The organism is Janthinobacterium woesei, from assembly GCF_051380875.1.
GTDB lineage: Bacteria > Pseudomonadota > Gammaproteobacteria > Burkholderiales > Burkholderiaceae_D > Janthinobacterium.
In genome coordinates this window covers 176,439-194,844 of the sequence record NZ_JBNYXW010000011.1, presented here as the reverse complement: position 1 = coordinate 194,844, position 18,406 = coordinate 176,439, and the positions used below count along the sequence as shown (strand labels likewise).

The window sequence follows — 18,406 nt, the reverse complement described above, 5'->3', positions numbered from 1 at the left end:
GCCTACGCAGCCTCTTCTACCTCCTGCATCACATCCTGCATCACCTTGCCCTGATGCAGGACCACTACCCGTTGCGCCATGGCGATGGTTTCCGGGCGATGCGCGACGATCACGCGCGTCAGCTGGATCTTTTGAATCGCCGCATTCACGGCTTGTTCATTCCACACATCCAGGTGGCTGGTCGCCTCGTCCAGCACCAGCAGTTTCGGATTGCAGTACAGGGCGCGCGCCAGCAAGATACGCTGCTTCTGCCCGCCGGACAGGCCGCTGCCGATATCGCCCACCAGGGTATTGAACCCCATCGGCATGGCGGCGATTTCGGCGTGCACGGCCGCCAGATGGGCACAGGCCTGCACTTGCTGCTGGTTCGGTGAAGGCGCAAAGAAGCTGATGTTGTCGGCGATTGAGCCGGCAAACAGGCTGTCTTCCTGCATTACCGTGCCCAGCAGTTGCCGGTAATTGCGCATGCCCAGGTTCGCCAGCGTCACGCCGCCGATCAGGATCTCGCCCTCGGTCGGCTCCAACAAGCCCAATAGTAATTTCATCAGCGTCGTCTTGCCACAGCCGGAAGGACCAGTCACGGCGATGCACTGGCCAGCTGGAATGCTCAGGTTCAATCCGCTCAACACATTCGGTTCGCTGTCGGCATAGCGGAATGTCAGCTTGCGGATTTCAATCGACGGCGTAATATGTTCGACGTCGATTTCCACATCATTGCTATCCTCTTCTGCCTTGGTCAAGACGATGTCAGCCACCCGTTCGCCATGCAGGCGCAACATGCGCAGCTCAAATAATTTGTCGACCAGGCTGGCCATGCGCTGGCTGAACTGGTCCTTGTAGCTGATAAACGCAAACAGCATGCCCACCGAAAAACGGTTATCCAGCACCGCCAGCGCGGCCATCCAGATGACGATCACGCGCTCGACGCTGAACAGCAGGGTATTGGCGGACTGGTAGGACACGGATAATCTGGCGATGCGCAGGTCGGCATTGAACTGATCGGCCAGCGCATTCATCCAGCTGGCGCGACGCTCTTCATTGCGGCCGAACAGGCGGATGCTCTGGATGCCGCGCACCGATTCCAGGAAGTGCGTCTGTTGCCTGGCGGCGTGAATGATCTGCTCGGCGGTCGCTTCTCGCATGGCCTTGAAGATGGCCCAGCGCAGCAGCACATACAGCAGCACCGCGATGCAGGCCACGCCGGCCAGCAACGGACTGTAAATGAGCATCATGCCCAAGGTGGCCAGCACCAGCACGCCGTCGATCGCGCCTTCGACAAATTGCGTCGTCAGGCTATGCTGCATGGTCTGGATCGAATTGAAGCGAGAAACGATGTCGCCCGTATGGCGCTTTTCGAAATACGGCAGTGGCAGCTTCAGCAAATGTGCAAACGCATTGCCCAGCCATTGCAGGTTCAAACTGGTGGCCAGCACGGTGGTGATCCAGGAGCGCACGGCGCCAATCGCCGTCTGTATCAGCACCAGCAGCAAAAAGCCACAGCCCAGCACAGTGATCAAGTCGCGGTCGGCAGCCAGCAGCGCTTCATCGACCAACCATTGCATGTAAAACGGCGCCACCAATGCGCATACCTGTAATGCCAGGCCCAGCACCAGCAATTGCAACAGCCCGCGCTTCAGGCCCACCACCCGGCCCATCAGCGACAGCAGCGAAAACTGCTGCTTTTCCTCGACCTTCTTGAATTCGGCGGTCGGCGTCAGTTCCAGCGCCACGCCCGTAAAATGCTTTGCCACTTCGGCCAGTGGCAGGCGCCGTTCGCCGACGGCCGGATCGTGGATCACCACATGGCTGCCGGACACCGATTGAAGCACCACGAAATGGTTCAGGTCCCAGTGCAAGATGGCTGGCAGCTTCAGTTCCGGCAAATGCTGCATGTCGAGTTTCAGTGGCCGCGTGTGCAGCGCCAGGCCCTGCGCCATCGCCATCAGGCCTTTCAGGGTCACGCCTTTCAACGACACCGAAAAGCGCCGGCGCATGCTGGAAATATCGAACTGGTGGCCCCAGTAACTGGCCACCATGCACAGGCTGGCCAGGCCGCATTCGGCCGCTTCCGTTTGCAGCAGCACGGGCAGGCGCTTGCGGCGCCAGAAGGACAAGTGGGTTAGAGCAGGAAATTGCATCAGGCGCAGCCAAAAAAGAGGGAAAAAGGGAAGCGTTACAGGCGCCCGGAAATGCTGAACAGGGGTTCCAGCACCCACTCATACAGGCGACGTTGCTCCAGCAGCACGCTGGCATCGACCAGCATGCCCGACTTCAAAGGGAGCGTTTCGCCATAGGCCTGTACGCTCTGGCGCTGCAAGGTCAGGCGGATGCGGTACAAAGGCTCGCCATTGGTGCCGCTGACGGCACCTGGCACGGCAAGGTCTTCCGGGCGCAGCGAGGTGCTGGCCACTTCGCGCACCTGCGCCGGATACTGGCCGAATTTCTGGTAAGGGTATGCCTGGTAGCGCAGCAGCACCTGCATGCCCGGCTTGATGAAACCGACCGAGCGCGACGGCGCATAGATTTCCGCCTCCAGCTGGGCACCTTGCGGCAGCACGGAGGCGAGCACGCTGTTGGCCGCCACGGTCTGACCCAGCTCGGTGGTGATGGCCGTGACCATGCCGTCCTGCGCCGTGCGCACCAGGATTTCGCGGCGTGCCTCGTTTTCCGTCAGGTCCTGCTCGATGGCGGAGACATTGCGCTGCAAGCCTTCCGTATCGCGCTGCGCCTGCACCTGCAAGTCGCGCACGTCGGCCTCGGCAGTTGCCAGGTCGCGCTGGCTGGCCGACTTGATGCGCTGCAGCTCGGCCAGCCGCTGGTGCTGGTCCAGCAACTCGGCCTGCTTGTCCTGCAGCTGGGCAGAAGAGATGTAATTGGTGGCGTGCAGATCGCTGTAGCGCTTGTAGGACTGCTCGGCCAGGGTAATGCGGCGCTGCTGCAGCGCGATCTGGCCGTCCATGCGGCCGATTTCCGCCACCAGATCGCTGGTGCGGCGCTGTCCCGCCGCCACGCGCTGGCGCGATTGCAGGCGCGACTGCTGCAATTCCGCGTCATAGCTGTCGCGCCGGCTTTTCAGCAGGCTTGATACGACTTGCTGGGGCGCACCCGCATTGGCGCTGCTACGTTCGCCCGACAGCACGAACAGCACCTCGCCCGCGCGTACCGCCTGCCCCTCCTTGACGCGCACCCCGGCGATGACGCCGGCCTGACCCGGCATGACGCGGATCACGCCGCTGGTCGGCAGCAGCACGCCCTGCGACTGCGCCTTGCGGGTGGTGCTGAAGAAGATGAAGAAAGCGACGATGATCAGTGCGATGCCCAAGCACACCCAAGTAAGGAATACATGACTCACCGGATGCGCAAGAATGACGGTACCGTATTGTTTGATGCTAAGAAAGTCCACGGCCTGCTGGCGGAATAGTGGTTTGACGCGTGCAGTCGAGTTCGCTGCGATGCCAGGGATATAGAATTGATTATCCAAGATAATTCACTTTTTCAAGAAACTCACAAGACAAATAATCCACGATAAATTCCTTATGGATTACCTCAAATACCAGTGACACCACGCAAAGAATTATTTTTCACAGCACGAAATTTCACAAAACACATGCACCAATCCTGGCCAATGAAAAATCCAATTCTATAAATCACAATTAAAAGAAATGAAAAATAATAATTACATTAGCACATCAACAACATCCAACAAAAAACATCAGAACTTTTCTTCTCAATTTTTCTTTAAAAAATAAAAATATTCCACATATTGCATGCCATTACAATGGCAGCAATAAAAAAGTGAAATGGTTATTTTTTACAAAATTTAATTTTAATAAATTTTACGCCAATAAAATAAATCTAAACAATATAAAAATTCTTATCTATTTTTTTTGGCAGTTAGCATCAATTCATACTGCATTAATATTAAAATAAAATTTAAAAAATAAATGCAATTAAAAATATTAACAATCCGACGTTTTCCAAAACCAATTTCAATTCTTACCCCCCGCACACCAAAAATCCATTTTAGTCGGCGTGGGTGAGCATCGGAGAAATTTTATCTAAAAAAAATCCTTTAAAAGACTGCTGCGCAGTTTTCTCAATGAAAAATATCCACCACTTACAGATAAAGTGTCTCCATCGTCACTTATCTTTATATTTCCCTCATCCCATCGAAGTAATCTCGGCAAATTTTGTCTATATATATATATTCCATTAATCCTTTTCTCATCAACATAATTCATTTTTAAAAGACGAACTTCAATTTCACTCAGCATACCTAAACCATTATCTGCAACTATGAATTTTGCAGGCAATACAGCCACTAAGGAAAAAGAAGAACCTATTGCTGCTCCAAACAATATCCCATCAAGAGGGATATTAGCATCCCCATCTAAAGAAACCAGATAACTTATTATAACCATACATGCAAGCAATGTAACAATCCAAGACAACGCTTGGGATTTTGATTGAAAAAGAACAAAGTAACGCCATTTTTCTAGGGGGAAAAAAATATCAGTAACACTACTCCTTATTTTTTCCATTCTAGATTCTTGAAATTTATTCATGTTATGCTCCGCAATTGACATTTTAAATGGCATGACACCGCAACTCTGGTGTCATGCTTTTTTTTGAAAATCTATCGCATCATAAATTTGAAATAACCGTAACTGACACCGGCACCAAACATTGCACCAGCAACGCCACCAATTGGTCCCCCTACCGAAAATCCAATTGCAGCAAAGCCAGCCGTAGTACCGGCAGTAGAAATTATCTGAGCCAAACCAGAGCCAGATACCTGATCAATCTCAGATGCGGACAAAATTTCCATTTTTTAGCTCCAAAGTTATGTTAAGAAATTACCCTACGCTCAATCTGTGCAATCGAACATGGACTTAGTATGCTCCGGCATGAAATAAGGAGGTTGACAATAATCACGTTAAGATGAATTTTTCACAACTCGTGAGCAGGGTCCCGCGCCGACTGGAAAATCGTTAACATTCAACGAATTACTGAGAGGCTTTGTCAATTCCGGCCCCAAGAGCGGAAGTAGGCCGGGTTGACGAATTGAGCGCCAATGCCATTTGGCGTCCCTCCATATCATTGGTAAATGACCAAGCGGAATCAATATTTCACCTACACCCTTCCCACTCAAAACGCCATACTTTGGTGCACTCACGCCCATGCAATCGGTGCATCGCGCCTCACTTTGGTGATTGTTGCGACAAAATGCAAAAAGCCCGAAATGCGGCTTTGCGCCGCCTGTTTTTTGTTGTACCTTTCTTCACACGTACCGCCCCTTGAAGCGGGTTTCACGAGACGCCGCCGTATCTTTATCCATTGGAGAATGTTTATGTTGCTCAAGACCAAAGTCCTTCCGCTCGCCCTCGCCCTCGCCTTTGCCGGCCATGCCGGTGCGCAGGAAATCATCAAGATAGGCCACGTCGCCCCGGTCTCTGGCGCCAGCTCCCACCTGGGCAAGGATAATGAAAACGCAGCCAAGATGGCCATCGAGGATTTAAACGCCAAAGGCTTCAAGATCGACGGCAAAGCCGTTAAATTCGTGCTGGTGCCCGAAGATGACGCGGCCGATCCCAAGCAGGGTACGGCTGTGGCGCAAAAGCTGGTCGACGCCAAGGTCAACGGCGTGGTGGGTCACTTGAATTCGGGCACGACGATTCCCGCCTCGCGCATTTACTTCAATGCCGGCATTCCGCAGATTTCGCCAGCCGCCACCAACCCCACCTACACCCAGCAAAAGTTCAATACGGCATTCCGCGTGGTGGCCAATGACAACAAACTGGGCGGCACCCTGGGCGCGTATGCCGTGGTCAAGCTGCAGGCGAAGAAAATCGCCGTCATCGATGACCGCACGGCGTACGGCCAGGGCGTGGCGGAACAGTTCGTCAAGGGCGCCAAGAAAGCCCTGCCGGGCGTGCAAATCGTCGGCAAGGAATTTACCAATGCCAACGCGACCGACTTCAACGCCATTCTCACCAGCATCAAATCGAAAAGCCCTGACCTGATCTTCTTCGGTGGCATGGATTCCGTGGGTGGCCCAATGCTGCGCCAGATGAAGGCGCTGGGCATCAAGGCCAAGTTCATGGGCGGCGACGGCGTCTGCACGGAACCGCTGGGCAAGCTGGCGGGCGACGCCGTCGGCGAAAACATGGTCACGTGCGCGGAAGCGGGCGGCGTCACGGGCGCCCAGCAAAAAGGCATGGACGAATTCCGCGCCCGCTACAAGCAGAAATACAATATGGAAGTGCAGCTGTACGCGCCGTATGTGTACGACGCCGTGATGACCATGGCCACCGCCATGGCCGACGCCAAATCGTCGAAGCCATCCGTGTATCTGCCCTTCCTGGCCAAGGTGCACTACCAGGGCGTGACGGGGCCGATCTCGTTTGACGCCAACGGCGACATCAAGGATGGTGCGCTGACCTTGTTCACCTATCGCGATGGCAAGAAAACCAAGCTGGAAGTGATCAAGTAATTGCCCTACTAAAACTGAACGCCTGGCCCGGGCGCTGCACTGCGCCGTGGCCAGGCCTTGTTTCACTTTTCAGCAGGCGAAAAAAACGCGCCGGGATTGCCGGCGCGCTGATTGCTGTACTGCGGGGTCTGAGGGCACAGATTATTTCTGTGCCAGCACCCATTTGATCAGGGTGTGGGCTTCCGCATCGCTCACTTGCGGGTTCGCTGGCATCGGGATCGCGCCCCAGGTGCCGGAACCGCCCTTCATGACTTTCGCCACGAGCTTGGCTTCCGCGTCTTTTTGACCGGCGTACTTGGCAGCCACGTCTTTGAACGCCGGGCCCACCAGTTTCGTGCTCACTGCGTGGCAAGCCATGCAATTCTTTGCTTTCGCCAGGTCCGGATTGGCCAACGCTGCTTGCGATGCCAGAGCCGAAACGGCCAATACACTCACCAACATAAAACGTTTCATTGTCTTTTCTCCAAAGTTACTTCCTGCGGCATTTTACTGTGTTTCCGCAGATGCACCACGAGCCCAGATCAAGCGTTTCTATGTAGTAACGATTGGGCATTCATATTCTGCCCCATCTGCGCGCGCATGACCATGTTGTTTGTAAGGTGATGTAACGACAACCGGCCCCGTGCAGTCGATCGGGGGCCGGCAGTCGCAGTTACGCAACAGATCAGCGCTTTTTCAGCTGCGACAGGTCGCGCACGGCGCCGCGGTCGGCCGACGTCGTCAGCGCCGCGTACGCCTGCAGCGCCTGCGACACGTAACGCTCGCGGTTGACGGGCAGCCAGGCCGCGTCGCCCTTCGCTTCCATGGCGGCGCGGCGCGCAGCCAGTTGCACATCCGTCACGCGCAGGTTGATGCTGCGCTCGGGAATGTCGATGTCGATGAAGTCGCCCTCTTCCACCAGGCCGATGGCGCCCCCTTCGGCCGCTTCCGGCGACGCGTGGCCGATCACCAGGCCCGAGGAACCGCCCGAGAAGCGCCCATCCGTGAACAGCGCGCAAGCCTTGCCCAGGCCCTTGGACTTGATGTACGAGGTCGGATACAGCATTTCCTGCATGCCGGGGCCGCCTTTCGGGCCTTCATAGCGGATGATGACGACATCGCCTTCATGCACCGTATCTTCGAGGATCGCCGCCACGGCGGCATCCTGGCTTTCAAACACGCGCGCCTTGCCCGAGAATTTCAAGATGCTTTCATCGACGCCGGCCGTCTTGACGATGCAGCCCTTTTCGGCCAGGTTACCGTACAGCACGGCCAGGCCGCCATCCTGCGAATACGCGTGGGCCTTGTCGCGGATGCAACCCGTGCTGCGGTCCATGTCGACGGCAGCGAAGCGCTCGGACTGCGAGAACGCCGTCTGCGTCGGCACGCCACCGGGCGCGGCGCGGAACAGCGCATGCACGGCAGGGTCATCGGTGCACATGATGTCGTTTTGCGCGATGGCGTCGGCCAGGGTCGGCGCGTGGATGGTCGGCAAGGTGGTGTTGAGCAGGCCGGCGCGCGCCAGTTCGCCCAGGATGCCCACGATGCCGCCGGCGCGGTGCACGTCTTCGATATGGTATTTGTCCGTCATCGGCGCCACCTTGCACAGGCAAGGCACCTTGCGCGAGATGCGGTCGATGTCGGCCATGGTGAACTCCACTTCCGCCTCGTGCGCGGCGGCCAGCAAGTGCAGCACGGTGTTGGTCGAGCCGCCCATGGAGACGTCGAGCGCCATGGCGTTCTCGAACGCGGCCTTGGTGGCGATGGAACGGGGCAGCACCGAGTAATCGTCCTGCTCGTAATGGCGCTTGGCCAGTTCCACGATCAGCCGGCCGGCGCGCAGGAACAGTTGCTGGCGGTCCGAGTGCGTGGCCAAAATCGTGCCATTGCCGGGCAGAGCCAGGCCCAGCGCCTCGGTCAGGCAATTCATCGAGTTGGCGGTAAACATGCCGGAGCACGAACCGCAAGTGGGACAGGCCGCACGCTCGATTTCGGCCACGTCGGCGTCGGACACGCTGCTGTCGCCCGCCTTGATCATGGCGTCGACCAGGTCGAGCTTGATGATCTTCTGCGTGCCATTGACCACCTTGATGACCTTGCCCGCTTCCATCGGGCCGCCGGAAATGAAGACCACGGGGATATTGATGCGCATGGCGGCCATCAGCATGCCTGGCGTGATCTTGTCGCAATTCGAGATGCACACCATGGCGTCGGCGCAGTGGGCGTTGACCATGTATTCGACGGAATCGGCGATCAGGTCGCGCGAGGGCAGCGAATACAGCATGCCGCCGTGGCCCATGGCGATGCCGTCATCGACGGCGATGGTGTTGAATTCCTTGGCCACGCCGCCAGCCGCTTCGATCTCGCGCGCCACCATTTGCCCCAGGTCTTTCAAATGCACGTGACCGGGCACGAACTGGGTAAACGAGTTGACGACGGCGATGATCGGTTTGTCGAAATCGCCATCCTTCATGCCTGTGGCGCGCCACAGGGCGCGGGCGCCAGCCATGTTGCGGCCGTGGGTGGTGGTGCGGGAGCGGTATTGCGGCATGATGGACCTTCCTAAAGTGGTATTGCCTGACTGCGCGGGCCTGGGTAGCAAGACCAAAGCGCACAGTGGGTACGCCAGATTGCCTTGCGCGCGCGCCCCTGTCAAATATATGATGCACGTGTCTGTGAGTCGCATTTAATATCACAGGATTTATTCCACATGGAAATACATATCAATCATGAACCTGGAGCTACGCCAGCTGCGCTATTTTGTCACCGTGGCCGAAGAGTTGCACTTCGGCCGCGCCGCGCTGCGCCTGCACATGACGCAGCCGCCCCTGTCGCAAACCATCATGGCCCTGGAGCAATTGCTGGGCGCGCCCCTGTTCGTGCGCACGCGCCGCGAGGTGCGGCTGACGCCAGCCGGCACGGCCCTGCTGCCCGAGGCGCGCCGGCTGCTGGCCCAGGCGCAGGACTTGCCAGCGCTGGTGCAACGGGCCGCGCAGGGCGCAGCGGGCCGTTTGAATCTGGCATTCGTCTCGTCGGCCGACTATAGCGTGCTACCACCCTTGCTGCGCGCCTACCGCGCCGCCTATCCGCAGGTACAGATCCAGTTGCAGGAAGCGACCTCCGACCTGCAACTGGAGGAACTGCTGGCTGGCCGCACGGACGCGGGCCTGTTGATTCCGCCCTTGCCCGACAAGGCGAAAGGGGCGCTCGATTACCTGCCCGTGCTGGCCGAGCCGCTGGTGCTGGCGGCGCCGTCCGGCCTCGACATATTGAGCATGCCAGGTCCCGTGCGCCTGCAGGACGTGCCACCGTTGCCGCTGATCATCTTTCCGCGCACCATCTCGCCAGCCCTGCACGACGCCATCCTGGGCGTCTTCCGCGCCGCCGGCATCACGCCGCAGATCGGCCAGGAAGCGATCCAGATGCAAACCATCGTCAGCCTCGTCTCGGCTGGCATGGGCATCGCGCTTGTGCCACAATCGGTATCGAATTTGATGCGCCCCGGCGTAGAATACAGGCCGCTGCAAGATGCCACGCCGCAGGTGGAAACGGGCCTGGCCTGGCGCCGCGACAATCCTTCTGCCGTGCTGCAAGGTTTCCTGGCGTTATTGCGCCGGCAACTATTAAATACTGATTCCTAACGAGTAAGCAACTTAAAAGTAAGCACGTTAAGTGGCCGCTAAGGCAAAAAACCGCTAGCGCGGCCATACTACGCAACCTTGGCTTTAAATAAAGAAAGAAACCCCATGCTGACACACCCGATGCCCGACCCGATTGCCATCCAGATCGGCCCGCTCGCCGTGCACTGGTACGGCCTGATGTATGTGCTGGCCTTTGCCCTGTTCATTATCCTAGGCCGGGTGCGCATCAAGCAGCCGCATATCGCCGCGCTGGGCTGGAAGAAGGAAGATCTCGACGACATGTTGTTCTACGGCATGCTGGGCGTGGTGATCGGCGGGCGCCTGGGCGAAGTGCTGTTCTACCGCCCCGAATACTTCCTGCACAACCCGTTGGAGATCTTTATGGTCTGGCATGGCGGCATGTCCTTCCACGGGGGATTTCTGGGCGTGATCGCCGCCATGTACCTGTGGAGCCGCAAGGCGGGCCGCAACCTGTTCGACGTGCTCGATTTCATCGCCCCGCTGGTGCCGCTCGGTTACGCCGCCGGCCGCCTAGGCAACTTCATCAATGCCGAGCTGCCTGGCCGCATCGCGCCAGAAACCTTGCCGTGGGCCATGCAATGGCCGGGCATCCCCTACCCGGTGCACCCGTCGCCGCTCTACCAGATGCTGGTCGACGGCATTTTAGTGTTCATCATCCTGTGGCTGTATGCACGCAAGCAGCGGCCGCGCATGGCTGTTGGCGCCATGTTCACCCTGCTGTACGGCTGCGCGCGCTTCTTTACGGAATACTTCCGCACGCCAGACTGGGAAGTCGTGTGGCTGGGCGTGCCGATCACCTCGGGCCAGATGCTGTCACTGCCGATGATCGTCGTTGCTATCGGCCTGCTGGTGTGGGCCTACAAAAGCCAGGTAATGGGCACGCCGCCCACCAAGGCGCGCGCGGCAGCCTGAGCGGCGGTATCAGCCCTTCAACTTACCCGTAATCACCTTCCATTGCGCCGGCGTCACCGGCGTGATGGACAGGCGGCTGCCCTTCTTCAATAACAGCATGTCTTCCAGCTCCGGCATCTGGCGCATCTCGGACAAGGGCAGCAGCGCCGTCTTCTTCAAGCCCCGCACATCGACGCTGATCCAGCGCGGCTGTTCGAGCGTGGCCTTCGGATCGAAATATTTTCCACCTTCTTCAAACTGGCTGTGATCGGGATACGCCGTACTGGCTACTTCGGCCACGCCCGCCACGCCCGGCTGCGGACAGCTGGAATGATAGAACAGCACGCCATCGCCTACTTGCATGCCATCGCGCATGAAGTTGCGCGCCTGGTAGTTGCGCACGCCAAACCACGGCAAAGTGTGTTTCGGCGCCGCCATCAGGTCGTCGATGCTCACTTCATTTGGTTCCGATTTCATCAGCCAATATTGTTGCATCAAGACTCCCGTGGAAAGCATCAGACGTAAAAAAACGGTTGCGCATCAATATGCTGCAACCGTTTTCAGTTTTATTTCAAATTGGGCCCCGCCTGTGCCGCTATGCCGGCATCCCGAACCAAACGGTTCAAGGTGGTCACGTTAGTTCAATTTCGGGTTCGTCGAACGAGCGACGCTCACTCCCATCAAACAAAATTCGCAACCGATGCGCATAAATGGTTCAAGGAATATATGGCAATCGCGAACACTGCAGGGTAGATCGAAGTTTACTCCTTTGCCCGCGCATCGCAAAGACAATTCGTAGCGAGTCGGCTTAAAAAAGGTTTTCCTGGGGCGTCAGCGCACTATCGAGGACGCTGTGCATGGCGGAGATCTTTTGCTTCACTTCCAGTATTGTCAGTTCCGACAAGGGGCCTTGCGGCGACTTGACGGAAAGAAATTCGGCGGCCACGCCCAAGGCGGCCAGCACGGCGATGCGGTCATTGCCCTTGACCTTGCCCGCGTCGCGGATGGCTTTCATCTTGCTGTCCAGGTAGATCGCCGCCTCGCGCAGCGCGCGATCTTCGCCGTCGCGGCACACCATGCTGTAGGCCTGGCCCATGATATTGACATCGACACGCGGCATTACGCTTCCTTCTCGTTCTCGGCAAGTTGATCATCGGTGACAGAGGCCGCTTCCGAGACAGCTTGCTCCAGGCCAGCCTGCACCAGTTCCGGTATTTTTTCCAGCAAGGCTTCCACGCGCTCCTGCGCCTCGCGCATGCGTTGTACATACATGGCGTTTTCGGCGGACAGGGCGGCATTGTCCTTGCGCAGTTGCGCGTTTTCACGACGCAGCGCATGGGTCATTTCGGCCAGCAGGCCTATTTTTTCGGATAATTCGTTGAATTCGGAAATCATCCCGCCACTATAGGGCGGACGCTCCATGGGCGTCAATCGAATCACGCCGCTGTCACACATATTTACATCAATGCAGCGCAGTTGTACGAAAAGACAACTTTCAAACGCTGGCGCTGGCACGATGGCCGCCGCCACGCTTTCGCTGTCGGTAAGCCACCGCTTACTTCTGATGCGCCATGTTATTCGCCGTTTTCATGACCTGGAACAATGTCGAAGGTCAAGGTGCGCCCTTCGCATGAACGGCGCTTCAGGGTCTGCGTGCCGCCCTTGCCCTCCAGCACCATCGTCAAGTCGCGGCAGACATTGTAGCCGCCGGGCTTGGTGCCCGTTTCCGATGGCGCCAGCGTCGCTTTCAGGGGCACGGGATTGCCCAGGCCCTTGTTGCTCCAGGCGCTGGCCACGTTTTCTTCATTGTCGCGCAAGGTGTTCTCGGCCGCTTTCAGCAGCGATTGCGTCTCCTTGGCATTCAGTTTGGCGACAGTAATGTCCGACAGGAACGGTCGATACACGACGGGTGCCGGGTCCTTGCCCTGGACATCCCAGCGGCCGCTGTTCTGCGAACAAGTACGGCGGCTCAGGTCTTGCGACTTGCCGGCCGCCGTAACGACGAATTTCAGGTCGCGGCAGATGTGCGCCTTGAAGCTTTGTTCGGTCATGCCGGAGTTGCTGAAGTTGTACGTTACCTTGACCAGCACGCCATTGTCGCTGCCGTTATCCCACACATGCGCTTGCTGGTCGTCGTCGTCCTTGTTCAAATCGTTGAACAAGTCATTCAGCAGCATTTCCTTTTCCAGCGGCGTCAGGGTCGACACGGTGATCTCGTCAAGAATGGTCGATGTTTGCGCGGCGGCAGTGCCCAGGCAGCCGAGACCGATGACGCTGGCGGCGAACAGGTGCAGCGCGGGACGGGAAATGGTCAATGACATAGTGTTCTTTCTAGCGGCTAGGGCGATGTTTGATATGCAATTGCAATCATCTTATCAAATTTCATAGTCAAACTCTGTTTCCTACACGTACAGGAACAGCCCCGTGACGGCATGCATGCTAGAGTCAGGTTTGCTGCTGACGCCCGGGGACAGGGCTTGTCCCAGCGCAACCCCTGTGCAAATGCAGGCTGCGCAGATCATCTAAGCTTATCTTTCCCGCGAATAAGCTCTTGAATATGCCCCCTACCGTCCCTATAATTAGCACTCGTTAGTAGAGAGTGCTAACAAACTCTTTCGTAGCAATCCTCAGGAAATGATGGTGCTTGTCAGGCAACAGCAGGCGATGCTACGCGGTGGGCGACACCGCGATGCACGATTGCCACAGCCAGCAGGCACACGATGACAGGGGGTTTGCTTGACCGTTGCGGGCTGCTTTCAACGGCGGCCAGTGAAAGCCGGTCTGGCGCTGTGCCGGACATGTATTCATTAAGCAACACTTATCCATTGAACTTTAAGGAGTTTTGTATGAATCTGCGCCCATTGAACGATCGCGTCATCGTCAAACGCCTCGACCAGGAAACCAAAACTGCGTCCGGCCTCATCATTCCTGATGCAGCTGCTGAAAAACCGGATCAAGGCGAAGTCCTTGCCGTAGGCAATGGCAAGATTCTCGACGACGGCAAAGTCCGTCCTCTGGATGTCAAAGTGGGCGACCGCGTCCTGTTCGGCAAGTACGCCGGCCAAACCGTCAAAGTTGACGGCGAAGAGCTGATGGTCATGCGCGAAGAAGACATCATGGCGATCGTCGTCAAGTAAGTGTTTCCACGTTTTAGATAAATACATCTCGAAATTTCTGGAGAATTGAACATGGCAGCTAAAGAAGTAGTATTCGGCGACGCAGCGCGCGCCAAAATGGTCGAAGGCGTCAACATCCTCGCCAACGCAGTTAAAGTGACCCTGGGCCCAAAAGGCCGCAACGTGGTCTTGGAGCGCTCGTTCGGCGCCCCAACCGTCACCAAGGATGGTGTGTCGGTTGCGAAAGAAATTGAACTCAAAGACAAGCTCATGAACATGGGCGCGCAAATGGTCAAGGAAGTTGCTTCCCGCACCAGCGACAACGCCGGCGACGGCACCACCACCGCCACCGTGCTGGCACAAGCCATCGTGCGCGAAGGCATGAAGTTCGTTGCCGCCGGCATGAACCCGATGGACCTGAAGCGCGGTATCGACAAAGCTGTTGCAGCGACCGTCGAAGAACTGGCGAAAATCGCCCGTCCTTGCACCACGACCAAAGAAATCGCCCAAGTTGGCGCGATCTCGGCGAACTCGGACTACTCGATCGGCGAGCGTATCGCTGAAGCGATGGAAAAAGTCGGCAAAGAAGGCGTGATCACCGTTGAAGACGGCAAATCGCTGAACGACGAGCTGGACATCGTTGAAGGTATGCAGTTCGACCGCGGCTACCTGTCGCCATACTTCATCAACAACCCAGAGAAGCAAGTTGCCGTACTGGACAACCCATTCGTCCTGCTGTGCGACAAAAAAATCTCGAACATCCGTGACCTGCTGCCGGTACTGGAACAAGTTGCAAAAGCTGGCCGTCCACTGCTGATCATCGCAGAAGACATCGAAGGCGAAGCGCTGGCTACCCTGGTTGTGAACAACATCCGCGGCATCCTGAAAACCTGCGCAGTGAAAGCTCCTGGCTTCGGCGACCGCCGCAAAGCCATGCTGGAAGACATCGCTGTCTTGACGGGCGGCCAGGTCATCGCTGAAGAAGTCGGCCTGACGCTGGAAAAAGTCACGCTCGAAGAGCTGGGCCAAGCCAAGCGCATCGAAATCGGCAAAGAAAACACCATCGTCATCGATGGCGCCGGCGAAGCTGCCTCGATCGAAGCACGCGTGAAACAAGTGCGTGTACAGATCGAAGAAGCGACCTCGGACTACGACCGTGAAAAACTGCAAGAGCGCGTAGCCAAACTGGCTGGCGGCGTTGCCGTGATCAAGGTTGGCGCAGCCACCGAAGTCGAAATGAAAGAAAAGAAAGCCCGCGTTGAAGATGCACTGCACGCTACCCGCGCTGCCGTGGAAGAAGGCATCGTTCCTGGCGGCGGCGTAGCCCTGCTGCGCGCACGCGCCAACATCAAGGTCAAGGGCGACAATCCTGATCAAGATGCTGGTATCAAGATCGTCCTGCGCGCAATGGAAGAGCCACTGCGCATGATCGTGCAAAACGCTGGCGAAGAAGCTTCGGTCGTCGTGGCAGCCGTACTGGCTGGCACGGGCAACTACGGCTACAACGCTGCCAACGGCACGTATGGCGACATGGTTGAAATGGGCGTCCTGGACCCAGCCAAAGTGACCCGTTCGGCGCTGCAAAACGCCGCTTCGATCGCATCCCTGATGCTGACAACCGACTGCATGGTCTGCGAAATCGCTGACGACAAAGCAGGCGGCATGGGCGGCGGCATGGGTGGTATGGGCGGCATGGGCGGCATGGACGGCATGATGTAATGTCCTGCGTCGCCGCGCGCAGGCGACGGCATGCGGCGACGCGTACGCCGGGGTAGGACAGGCAGTCCAAAAGCTGCTTGCGCTTCCCCGGCAGCCCCGAAAAGCTATCTTCTACGGAAGGTAGCTTTTTTTTCGCCTGTCGCTTTGGCCATCCCGGCAATTGCCCCCGCCTGCGTTTTGCTTTAGCATGGCCGCCATCATTCCTCTTTATTACCCCCACGCCACCATGCCGCCACGCGCTTCCTCCTCCAAAACGGCCATCGTTGCCGGCATCCTGGCCGGTTTGCTGGCCGCCGCCCTGGCCGCCTTTTACCTCCACCAGCAGCCCTCGCCGCACGGCAGCAAGGCCCCGGCCGCGAGCAGCCGCACGGCTGGCGAAGAGCAAAACGCGCGCGCCGTCGATGCGCTGATGGCATTGCCCGAAGTCAAAGCCTGGTCGGCGCATATTGAAAAGGCTTCAGGCGGACGGGCGCATGGCGCCGTGATGGAAACGACGCCGGAAACGCGCCTCGTCGAGGGCCAGCTCTACTACCAGTTGAGCTTTTTTGAAAGCACGCCGGACGCGGCCCACCGCTGGGAAAGTTTCGTCGTCTCGGCAGACGGCAAGCGCATCCTCGTCGACGATGTCGTCAGCGGCGAACTGCTGAGCTTGGAGCAATGGCGCAAGGACAGCGCCCCCATGCAGCGCATCACCACCCAGTAACGCCCCTTACGCCCGCGCCCCTTGCGGCGCGGCGCCGCGCACGCGCGCCACCCACCACACCGTCCACAGCGACAAGAGCGCCGCCAGCCAGCCATTCCAGCCATAGCCGCTGATGTGGCCAGCAGCATCCGTCTGCAGGCTCAGTCCGCCCAGCCAGGCGCCCAGGCCGCTGCCAAAGCTTTGCAGTGCCGAATTGGCGCTGAGGAAGGCGCCCCGCTTCTGCCCTTCCGGAATGGTCGTCAACAGCGCCTGCAGCGGAATCGTGCGGCCCGATACAAGGGCCATGAAGAAAGGAAACACCAGCATCAGCGCCAGCAGCGGCAATTGGGGCAAATGCGTCACGAACAGCAGCGGCGCGATCGACAGCAAGGAGACCCAGCGGTACACCTGCTGCTTGCCGGCCCGGTCCGCCCAGCGGCCAATCAGGCGCGCCGAAAACAGGGTGGCGCAGCCGCCTGCCAGGTAGACCCAGGTGACGTCGGCCGGCGCCAGCCCAAGATTGCCCACCAGCACCGGCGAAACGAAGGGAATCACCAGCATGCCCGCCGTCATGTTGACAATGGACAAGGCAAACGCTTCCAGGTGGCGCCGTTCCTTGAACAGCGCCAGCAGGTTCGGCATTACCTGGCGCAGCGGCGTGGGTGCCGCGCCCATGTGCGCCGTCAGCGATGGCAGCACGCGCGCCGCAGCCAGCCAGATCAGCAGCGACAGCACAACCAGCAGGTAAAACGGCGAAGCCCAGCCAAAGTGCGCGGCCAGCACCACGCCGATCGGCACGCCGCCCACGGCCGCCATGGCAAACGAGGTCATGACGACGCCGGTGGCCGCGCCGCGCCGCTCGGCAGGAATCACGTCGCCGATGATGGCCATGACAATGGCGCCCAGCACGCCGCCCGTCAGCCCCGCAAAGGCGCGCGACCATAGCAGCACATGGAAGTTCGGCGCCAGCGCGCAAGCCAGGTTCGACACGGTAAACAGACAAAACATCGTCAACAGCAGCTTCTTGCGGTCGAAACGGTCGATATACGTCGCTGCCAGCAAGCCGGACAGGCCCGCGCACCAGGCATAGGCCGAGACGGCGCCGGAGACGGCCGCCGGGCCGATGGAAAACGCCTGCATCAATTGGGGCGCCAACGGCATCATCACCATGAAATCCATGATGACGGTAAATTGCGTCAGCGCCAGCAGCCACAGCATCGCGCGTTCGCGCGGGGGCGTCAGCACGGGGTTGGACACAGGCGCGGGCTTCGAGGCGGCCATCATGCGAGCGCCTCGATGTCGGCGCGCGCCTGGCGCAGGATGGCGCGGATGGCGTCCAGGCGCACGGCATCGGCTTCGCCCGCATGCGCACGCGCCAGCACAGCCGCCTTCAACTCATGCATCAAATGGCGCAGATCATCCTGCGCGCCTGCCGGCGCACCCACGCGGGCAGCGATGGCGTCGACATACGCGCGGTTGGCAGCCAGGAAGGCCAGCCCTTCGGGCGTGATGCTGTGCAGTTTTTTGTTGCCATCCAGGCTAACTGCCACATAGCCGTGCCCCACCAGGCCATGCATCAGCGGATAGATGGCGCCGGGACTCGGCGCATACGCGCCGCCGGCGCGTTGCTCGATGGCCTTGATGATGTCGTAGCCATGGCGCGGCTTGTCGGCGATCAATTGCAGCACCAGGTAGCGCAAGGTGCCCGCATCAAACATTTTCGGCCCGCGCGGGGCGGGAGCATGGCTGGCATTGCTGGCATTGCTGGCAACGGTGCCCGACGTGTCGCCCAAACCGCGACTGGCGGCCCGCAACTGGCGATGGTGGCGAAGAAAATGAAGCATGGCAATCCTTAAGATATATC

At 58.4% G+C, this 18,406-nt stretch carries 18 protein-coding genes and 1 other RNA gene; 6 read left to right on the top strand and 13 right to left on the bottom strand.

What is annotated here, in order from left to right:
* Positions 1-2: 2 nt before the first annotated feature.
* The 4 genes from ACQ4W6_RS14865 to ACQ4W6_RS14850 all read right to left on the bottom strand — a co-directional run bounded on the left by ACQ4W6_RS14865 (position 3) and on the right by ACQ4W6_RS14850 (position 4,828).
* Positions 3-2,138 carry a peptidase domain-containing ABC transporter gene (locus ACQ4W6_RS14865; RefSeq protein WP_436567943.1) on the bottom strand — a complete coding sequence of 712 codons (2,136 nt, stop codon included), beginning with the start codon at positions 2,136-2,138 and terminating at the stop codon, positions 3-5.
* 35 nt (positions 2,139-2,173) lie between these two features.
* Entirely contained in the window at positions 2,174-3,328 is a 1,155-nt protein-coding gene (locus ACQ4W6_RS14860; RefSeq protein ID WP_436567997.1) for an HlyD family secretion protein, read from the bottom strand.
* A gap of 730 nt (positions 3,329-4,058) precedes the next feature.
* Positions 4,059-4,565 (bottom strand): hypothetical protein, encoded by a 507-nt coding sequence (locus ACQ4W6_RS14855; protein WP_436567942.1) that lies wholly within the window; start codon positions 4,563-4,565, stop codon positions 4,059-4,061.
* 71 nt (positions 4,566-4,636) lie between these two features.
* Complete coding sequence (locus ACQ4W6_RS14850; RefSeq protein ID WP_436567941.1) at positions 4,637-4,828, bottom strand: hypothetical protein; 192 nt, start codon at positions 4,826-4,828, stop codon at positions 4,637-4,639.
* A gap of 522 nt (positions 4,829-5,350) precedes the next feature.
* On the opposite strand from ACQ4W6_RS14850, the gene ACQ4W6_RS14845 reads away from it, so the two are divergent.
* Positions 5,351-6,493, top strand: a complete 1,143-nt coding sequence (locus tag ACQ4W6_RS14845) for a branched-chain amino acid ABC transporter substrate-binding protein (RefSeq protein ID WP_436567940.1) — start codon at positions 5,351-5,353, stop codon at positions 6,491-6,493.
* Between the two features lie 141 nt (positions 6,494-6,634).
* On the opposite strand, the gene ACQ4W6_RS14840 is transcribed toward ACQ4W6_RS14845, so the two are convergent.
* Together ACQ4W6_RS14840 and ilvD are read right to left on the bottom strand one after the other, a co-directional pair.
* The gene (locus ACQ4W6_RS14840; protein WP_071322265.1) at positions 6,635-6,946 is read right to left on the bottom strand and encodes a c-type cytochrome; all 312 of its coding nucleotides are present in this window, start codon (positions 6,944-6,946) and stop codon (positions 6,635-6,637) included.
* Between the two features lie 211 nt (positions 6,947-7,157).
* Positions 7,158-9,023 (bottom strand): dihydroxy-acid dehydratase, encoded by a 1,866-nt coding sequence (gene ilvD, locus ACQ4W6_RS14835; protein WP_436567939.1) that lies wholly within the window; start codon positions 9,021-9,023, stop codon positions 7,158-7,160.
* 178 nt (positions 9,024-9,201) lie between these two features.
* Between ilvD and ACQ4W6_RS14830 the strand changes: the two genes are divergently transcribed.
* Together ACQ4W6_RS14830 and lgt are read left to right on the top strand one after the other, a co-directional pair.
* The gene (locus ACQ4W6_RS14830) at positions 9,202-10,113 is read left to right on the top strand and encodes a LysR family transcriptional regulator (RefSeq protein ID WP_436567938.1); all 912 of its coding nucleotides are present in this window, start codon (positions 9,202-9,204) and stop codon (positions 10,111-10,113) included.
* Between the two features lie 105 nt (positions 10,114-10,218).
* A complete protein-coding gene (gene lgt / locus ACQ4W6_RS14825) occupies positions 10,219-11,046 on the top strand; it encodes a prolipoprotein diacylglyceryl transferase (RefSeq protein ID WP_436567937.1) in 828 nt (275 codons plus the stop codon).
* 9 nt (positions 11,047-11,055) lie between these two features.
* Here the strand turns inward: lgt and ACQ4W6_RS14820 are convergent, their stop codons facing one another.
* From ACQ4W6_RS14820 to ACQ4W6_RS14800, 5 genes are all read right to left on the bottom strand, one after another.
* Positions 11,056-11,520, bottom strand: a complete 465-nt coding sequence (locus tag ACQ4W6_RS14820; RefSeq protein WP_436567936.1) for an EVE domain-containing protein — start codon at positions 11,518-11,520, stop codon at positions 11,056-11,058.
* 81 nt (positions 11,521-11,601) lie between these two features.
* Positions 11,602-11,779: non-coding RNA, 6S RNA (gene ssrS, locus ACQ4W6_RS14815), on the bottom strand.
* A 54-nt stretch (positions 11,780-11,833) separates the two neighbouring features.
* Positions 11,834-12,145, bottom strand: a complete 312-nt coding sequence (locus tag ACQ4W6_RS14810; protein WP_436567935.1) for a cell division protein ZapA — start codon at positions 12,143-12,145, stop codon at positions 11,834-11,836.
* Positions 12,145-12,447: a DUF904 domain-containing protein gene (locus ACQ4W6_RS14805; protein WP_436567934.1), complete on the bottom strand. Its 303-nt coding sequence runs from the start codon at positions 12,445-12,447 to the stop codon at positions 12,145-12,147. Before ACQ4W6_RS14805 ends, ACQ4W6_RS14810 begins: the two co-directional genes overlap by 1 nt.
* Positions 12,448-12,599: 152 nt before the next feature.
* A complete protein-coding gene (locus tag ACQ4W6_RS14800) occupies positions 12,600-13,346 on the bottom strand; it encodes a hypothetical protein (RefSeq protein ID WP_436567933.1) in 747 nt (248 codons plus the stop codon).
* A gap of 525 nt (positions 13,347-13,871) precedes the next feature.
* Between ACQ4W6_RS14800 and groES the strand changes: the two genes are divergently transcribed.
* From groES to ACQ4W6_RS14785, 3 genes are all read left to right on the top strand, one after another.
* Positions 13,872-14,162 carry a co-chaperone GroES gene (gene groES / locus ACQ4W6_RS14795; protein WP_314628612.1) on the top strand — a complete coding sequence of 97 codons (291 nt, stop codon included), beginning with the start codon at positions 13,872-13,874 and terminating at the stop codon, positions 14,160-14,162.
* Between the two features lie 51 nt (positions 14,163-14,213).
* The gene (groL, locus tag ACQ4W6_RS14790) at positions 14,214-15,860 is read left to right on the top strand and encodes a chaperonin GroEL (protein ID WP_436567932.1); all 1,647 of its coding nucleotides are present in this window, start codon (positions 14,214-14,216) and stop codon (positions 15,858-15,860) included.
* Positions 15,861-16,047: 187 nt separating this feature from the next.
* The gene (locus ACQ4W6_RS14785) at positions 16,048-16,563 is read left to right on the top strand and encodes a hypothetical protein (protein WP_436567931.1); all 516 of its coding nucleotides are present in this window, start codon (positions 16,048-16,050) and stop codon (positions 16,561-16,563) included.
* Between the two features lie 6 nt (positions 16,564-16,569).
* On the opposite strand, the gene ACQ4W6_RS14780 is transcribed toward ACQ4W6_RS14785, so the two are convergent.
* On the bottom strand, positions 16,570-17,826 hold the full coding sequence (locus ACQ4W6_RS14780; protein ID WP_436567930.1) for an MFS transporter: 1,257 nt from the start codon (positions 17,824-17,826) through the stop codon (positions 16,570-16,572).
* The gene (locus ACQ4W6_RS14775) at positions 17,823-18,386 is read right to left on the bottom strand and encodes a PadR family transcriptional regulator (protein WP_436567929.1); all 564 of its coding nucleotides are present in this window, start codon (positions 18,384-18,386) and stop codon (positions 17,823-17,825) included. Before ACQ4W6_RS14775 ends, ACQ4W6_RS14780 begins: the two co-directional genes overlap by 4 nt.
* Between the last annotated feature and the right edge of the window lie 20 nt (positions 18,387-18,406).

Bases quoted from the DNA above. Each gene is read 5' to 3' on its own strand.
- ACQ4W6_RS14865 (WP_436567943.1), bottom strand. From the start codon at position 2,138: ATGCAATTTCCTGCTCTAACCCACTTGTCCTTCTGGCGCCGCAAGCGC.
- ACQ4W6_RS14855 (WP_436567942.1), bottom strand. From the start codon at position 4,565: ATGAATAAATTTCAAGAATCTAGAATGGAAAAAATAAGGAGTAGTGTT.
- ACQ4W6_RS14850 (WP_436567941.1), bottom strand. From the start codon at position 4,828: ATGGAAATTTTGTCCGCATCTGAGATTGATCAGGTATCTGGCTCTGGT.
- ACQ4W6_RS14845 (WP_436567940.1), top strand. From the start codon at position 5,351: ATGTTGCTCAAGACCAAAGTCCTTCCGCTCGCCCTCGCCCTCGCCTTT.
- ACQ4W6_RS14840 (WP_071322265.1), bottom strand. From the start codon at position 6,946: ATGAAACGTTTTATGTTGGTGAGTGTATTGGCCGTTTCGGCTCTGGCA.
- ilvD (WP_436567939.1), bottom strand. From the start codon at position 9,023: ATGCCGCAATACCGCTCCCGCACCACCACCCACGGCCGCAACATGGCT.
- ACQ4W6_RS14830 (WP_436567938.1), top strand. From the start codon at position 9,202: ATGAACCTGGAGCTACGCCAGCTGCGCTATTTTGTCACCGTGGCCGAA.
- lgt (WP_436567937.1), top strand. From the start codon at position 10,219: ATGCTGACACACCCGATGCCCGACCCGATTGCCATCCAGATCGGCCCG.
- ACQ4W6_RS14820 (WP_436567936.1), bottom strand. From the start codon at position 11,520: ATGCAACAATATTGGCTGATGAAATCGGAACCAAATGAAGTGAGCATC.
- ACQ4W6_RS14810 (WP_436567935.1), bottom strand. From the start codon at position 12,145: ATGCCGCGTGTCGATGTCAATATCATGGGCCAGGCCTACAGCATGGTG.
- ACQ4W6_RS14805 (WP_436567934.1), bottom strand. From the start codon at position 12,447: ATGGAGCGTCCGCCCTATAGTGGCGGGATGATTTCCGAATTCAACGAA.
- ACQ4W6_RS14800 (WP_436567933.1), bottom strand. From the start codon at position 13,346: ATGTCATTGACCATTTCCCGTCCCGCGCTGCACCTGTTCGCCGCCAGC.
- groES (WP_314628612.1), top strand. From the start codon at position 13,872: ATGAATCTGCGCCCATTGAACGATCGCGTCATCGTCAAACGCCTCGAC.
- groL (WP_436567932.1), top strand. From the start codon at position 14,214: ATGGCAGCTAAAGAAGTAGTATTCGGCGACGCAGCGCGCGCCAAAATG.
- ACQ4W6_RS14785 (WP_436567931.1), top strand. From the start codon at position 16,048: ATGGCCGCCATCATTCCTCTTTATTACCCCCACGCCACCATGCCGCCA.
- ACQ4W6_RS14780 (WP_436567930.1), bottom strand. From the start codon at position 17,826: ATGATGGCCGCCTCGAAGCCCGCGCCTGTGTCCAACCCCGTGCTGACG.
- ACQ4W6_RS14775 (WP_436567929.1), bottom strand. From the start codon at position 18,386: ATGCTTCATTTTCTTCGCCACCATCGCCAGTTGCGGGCCGCCAGTCGC.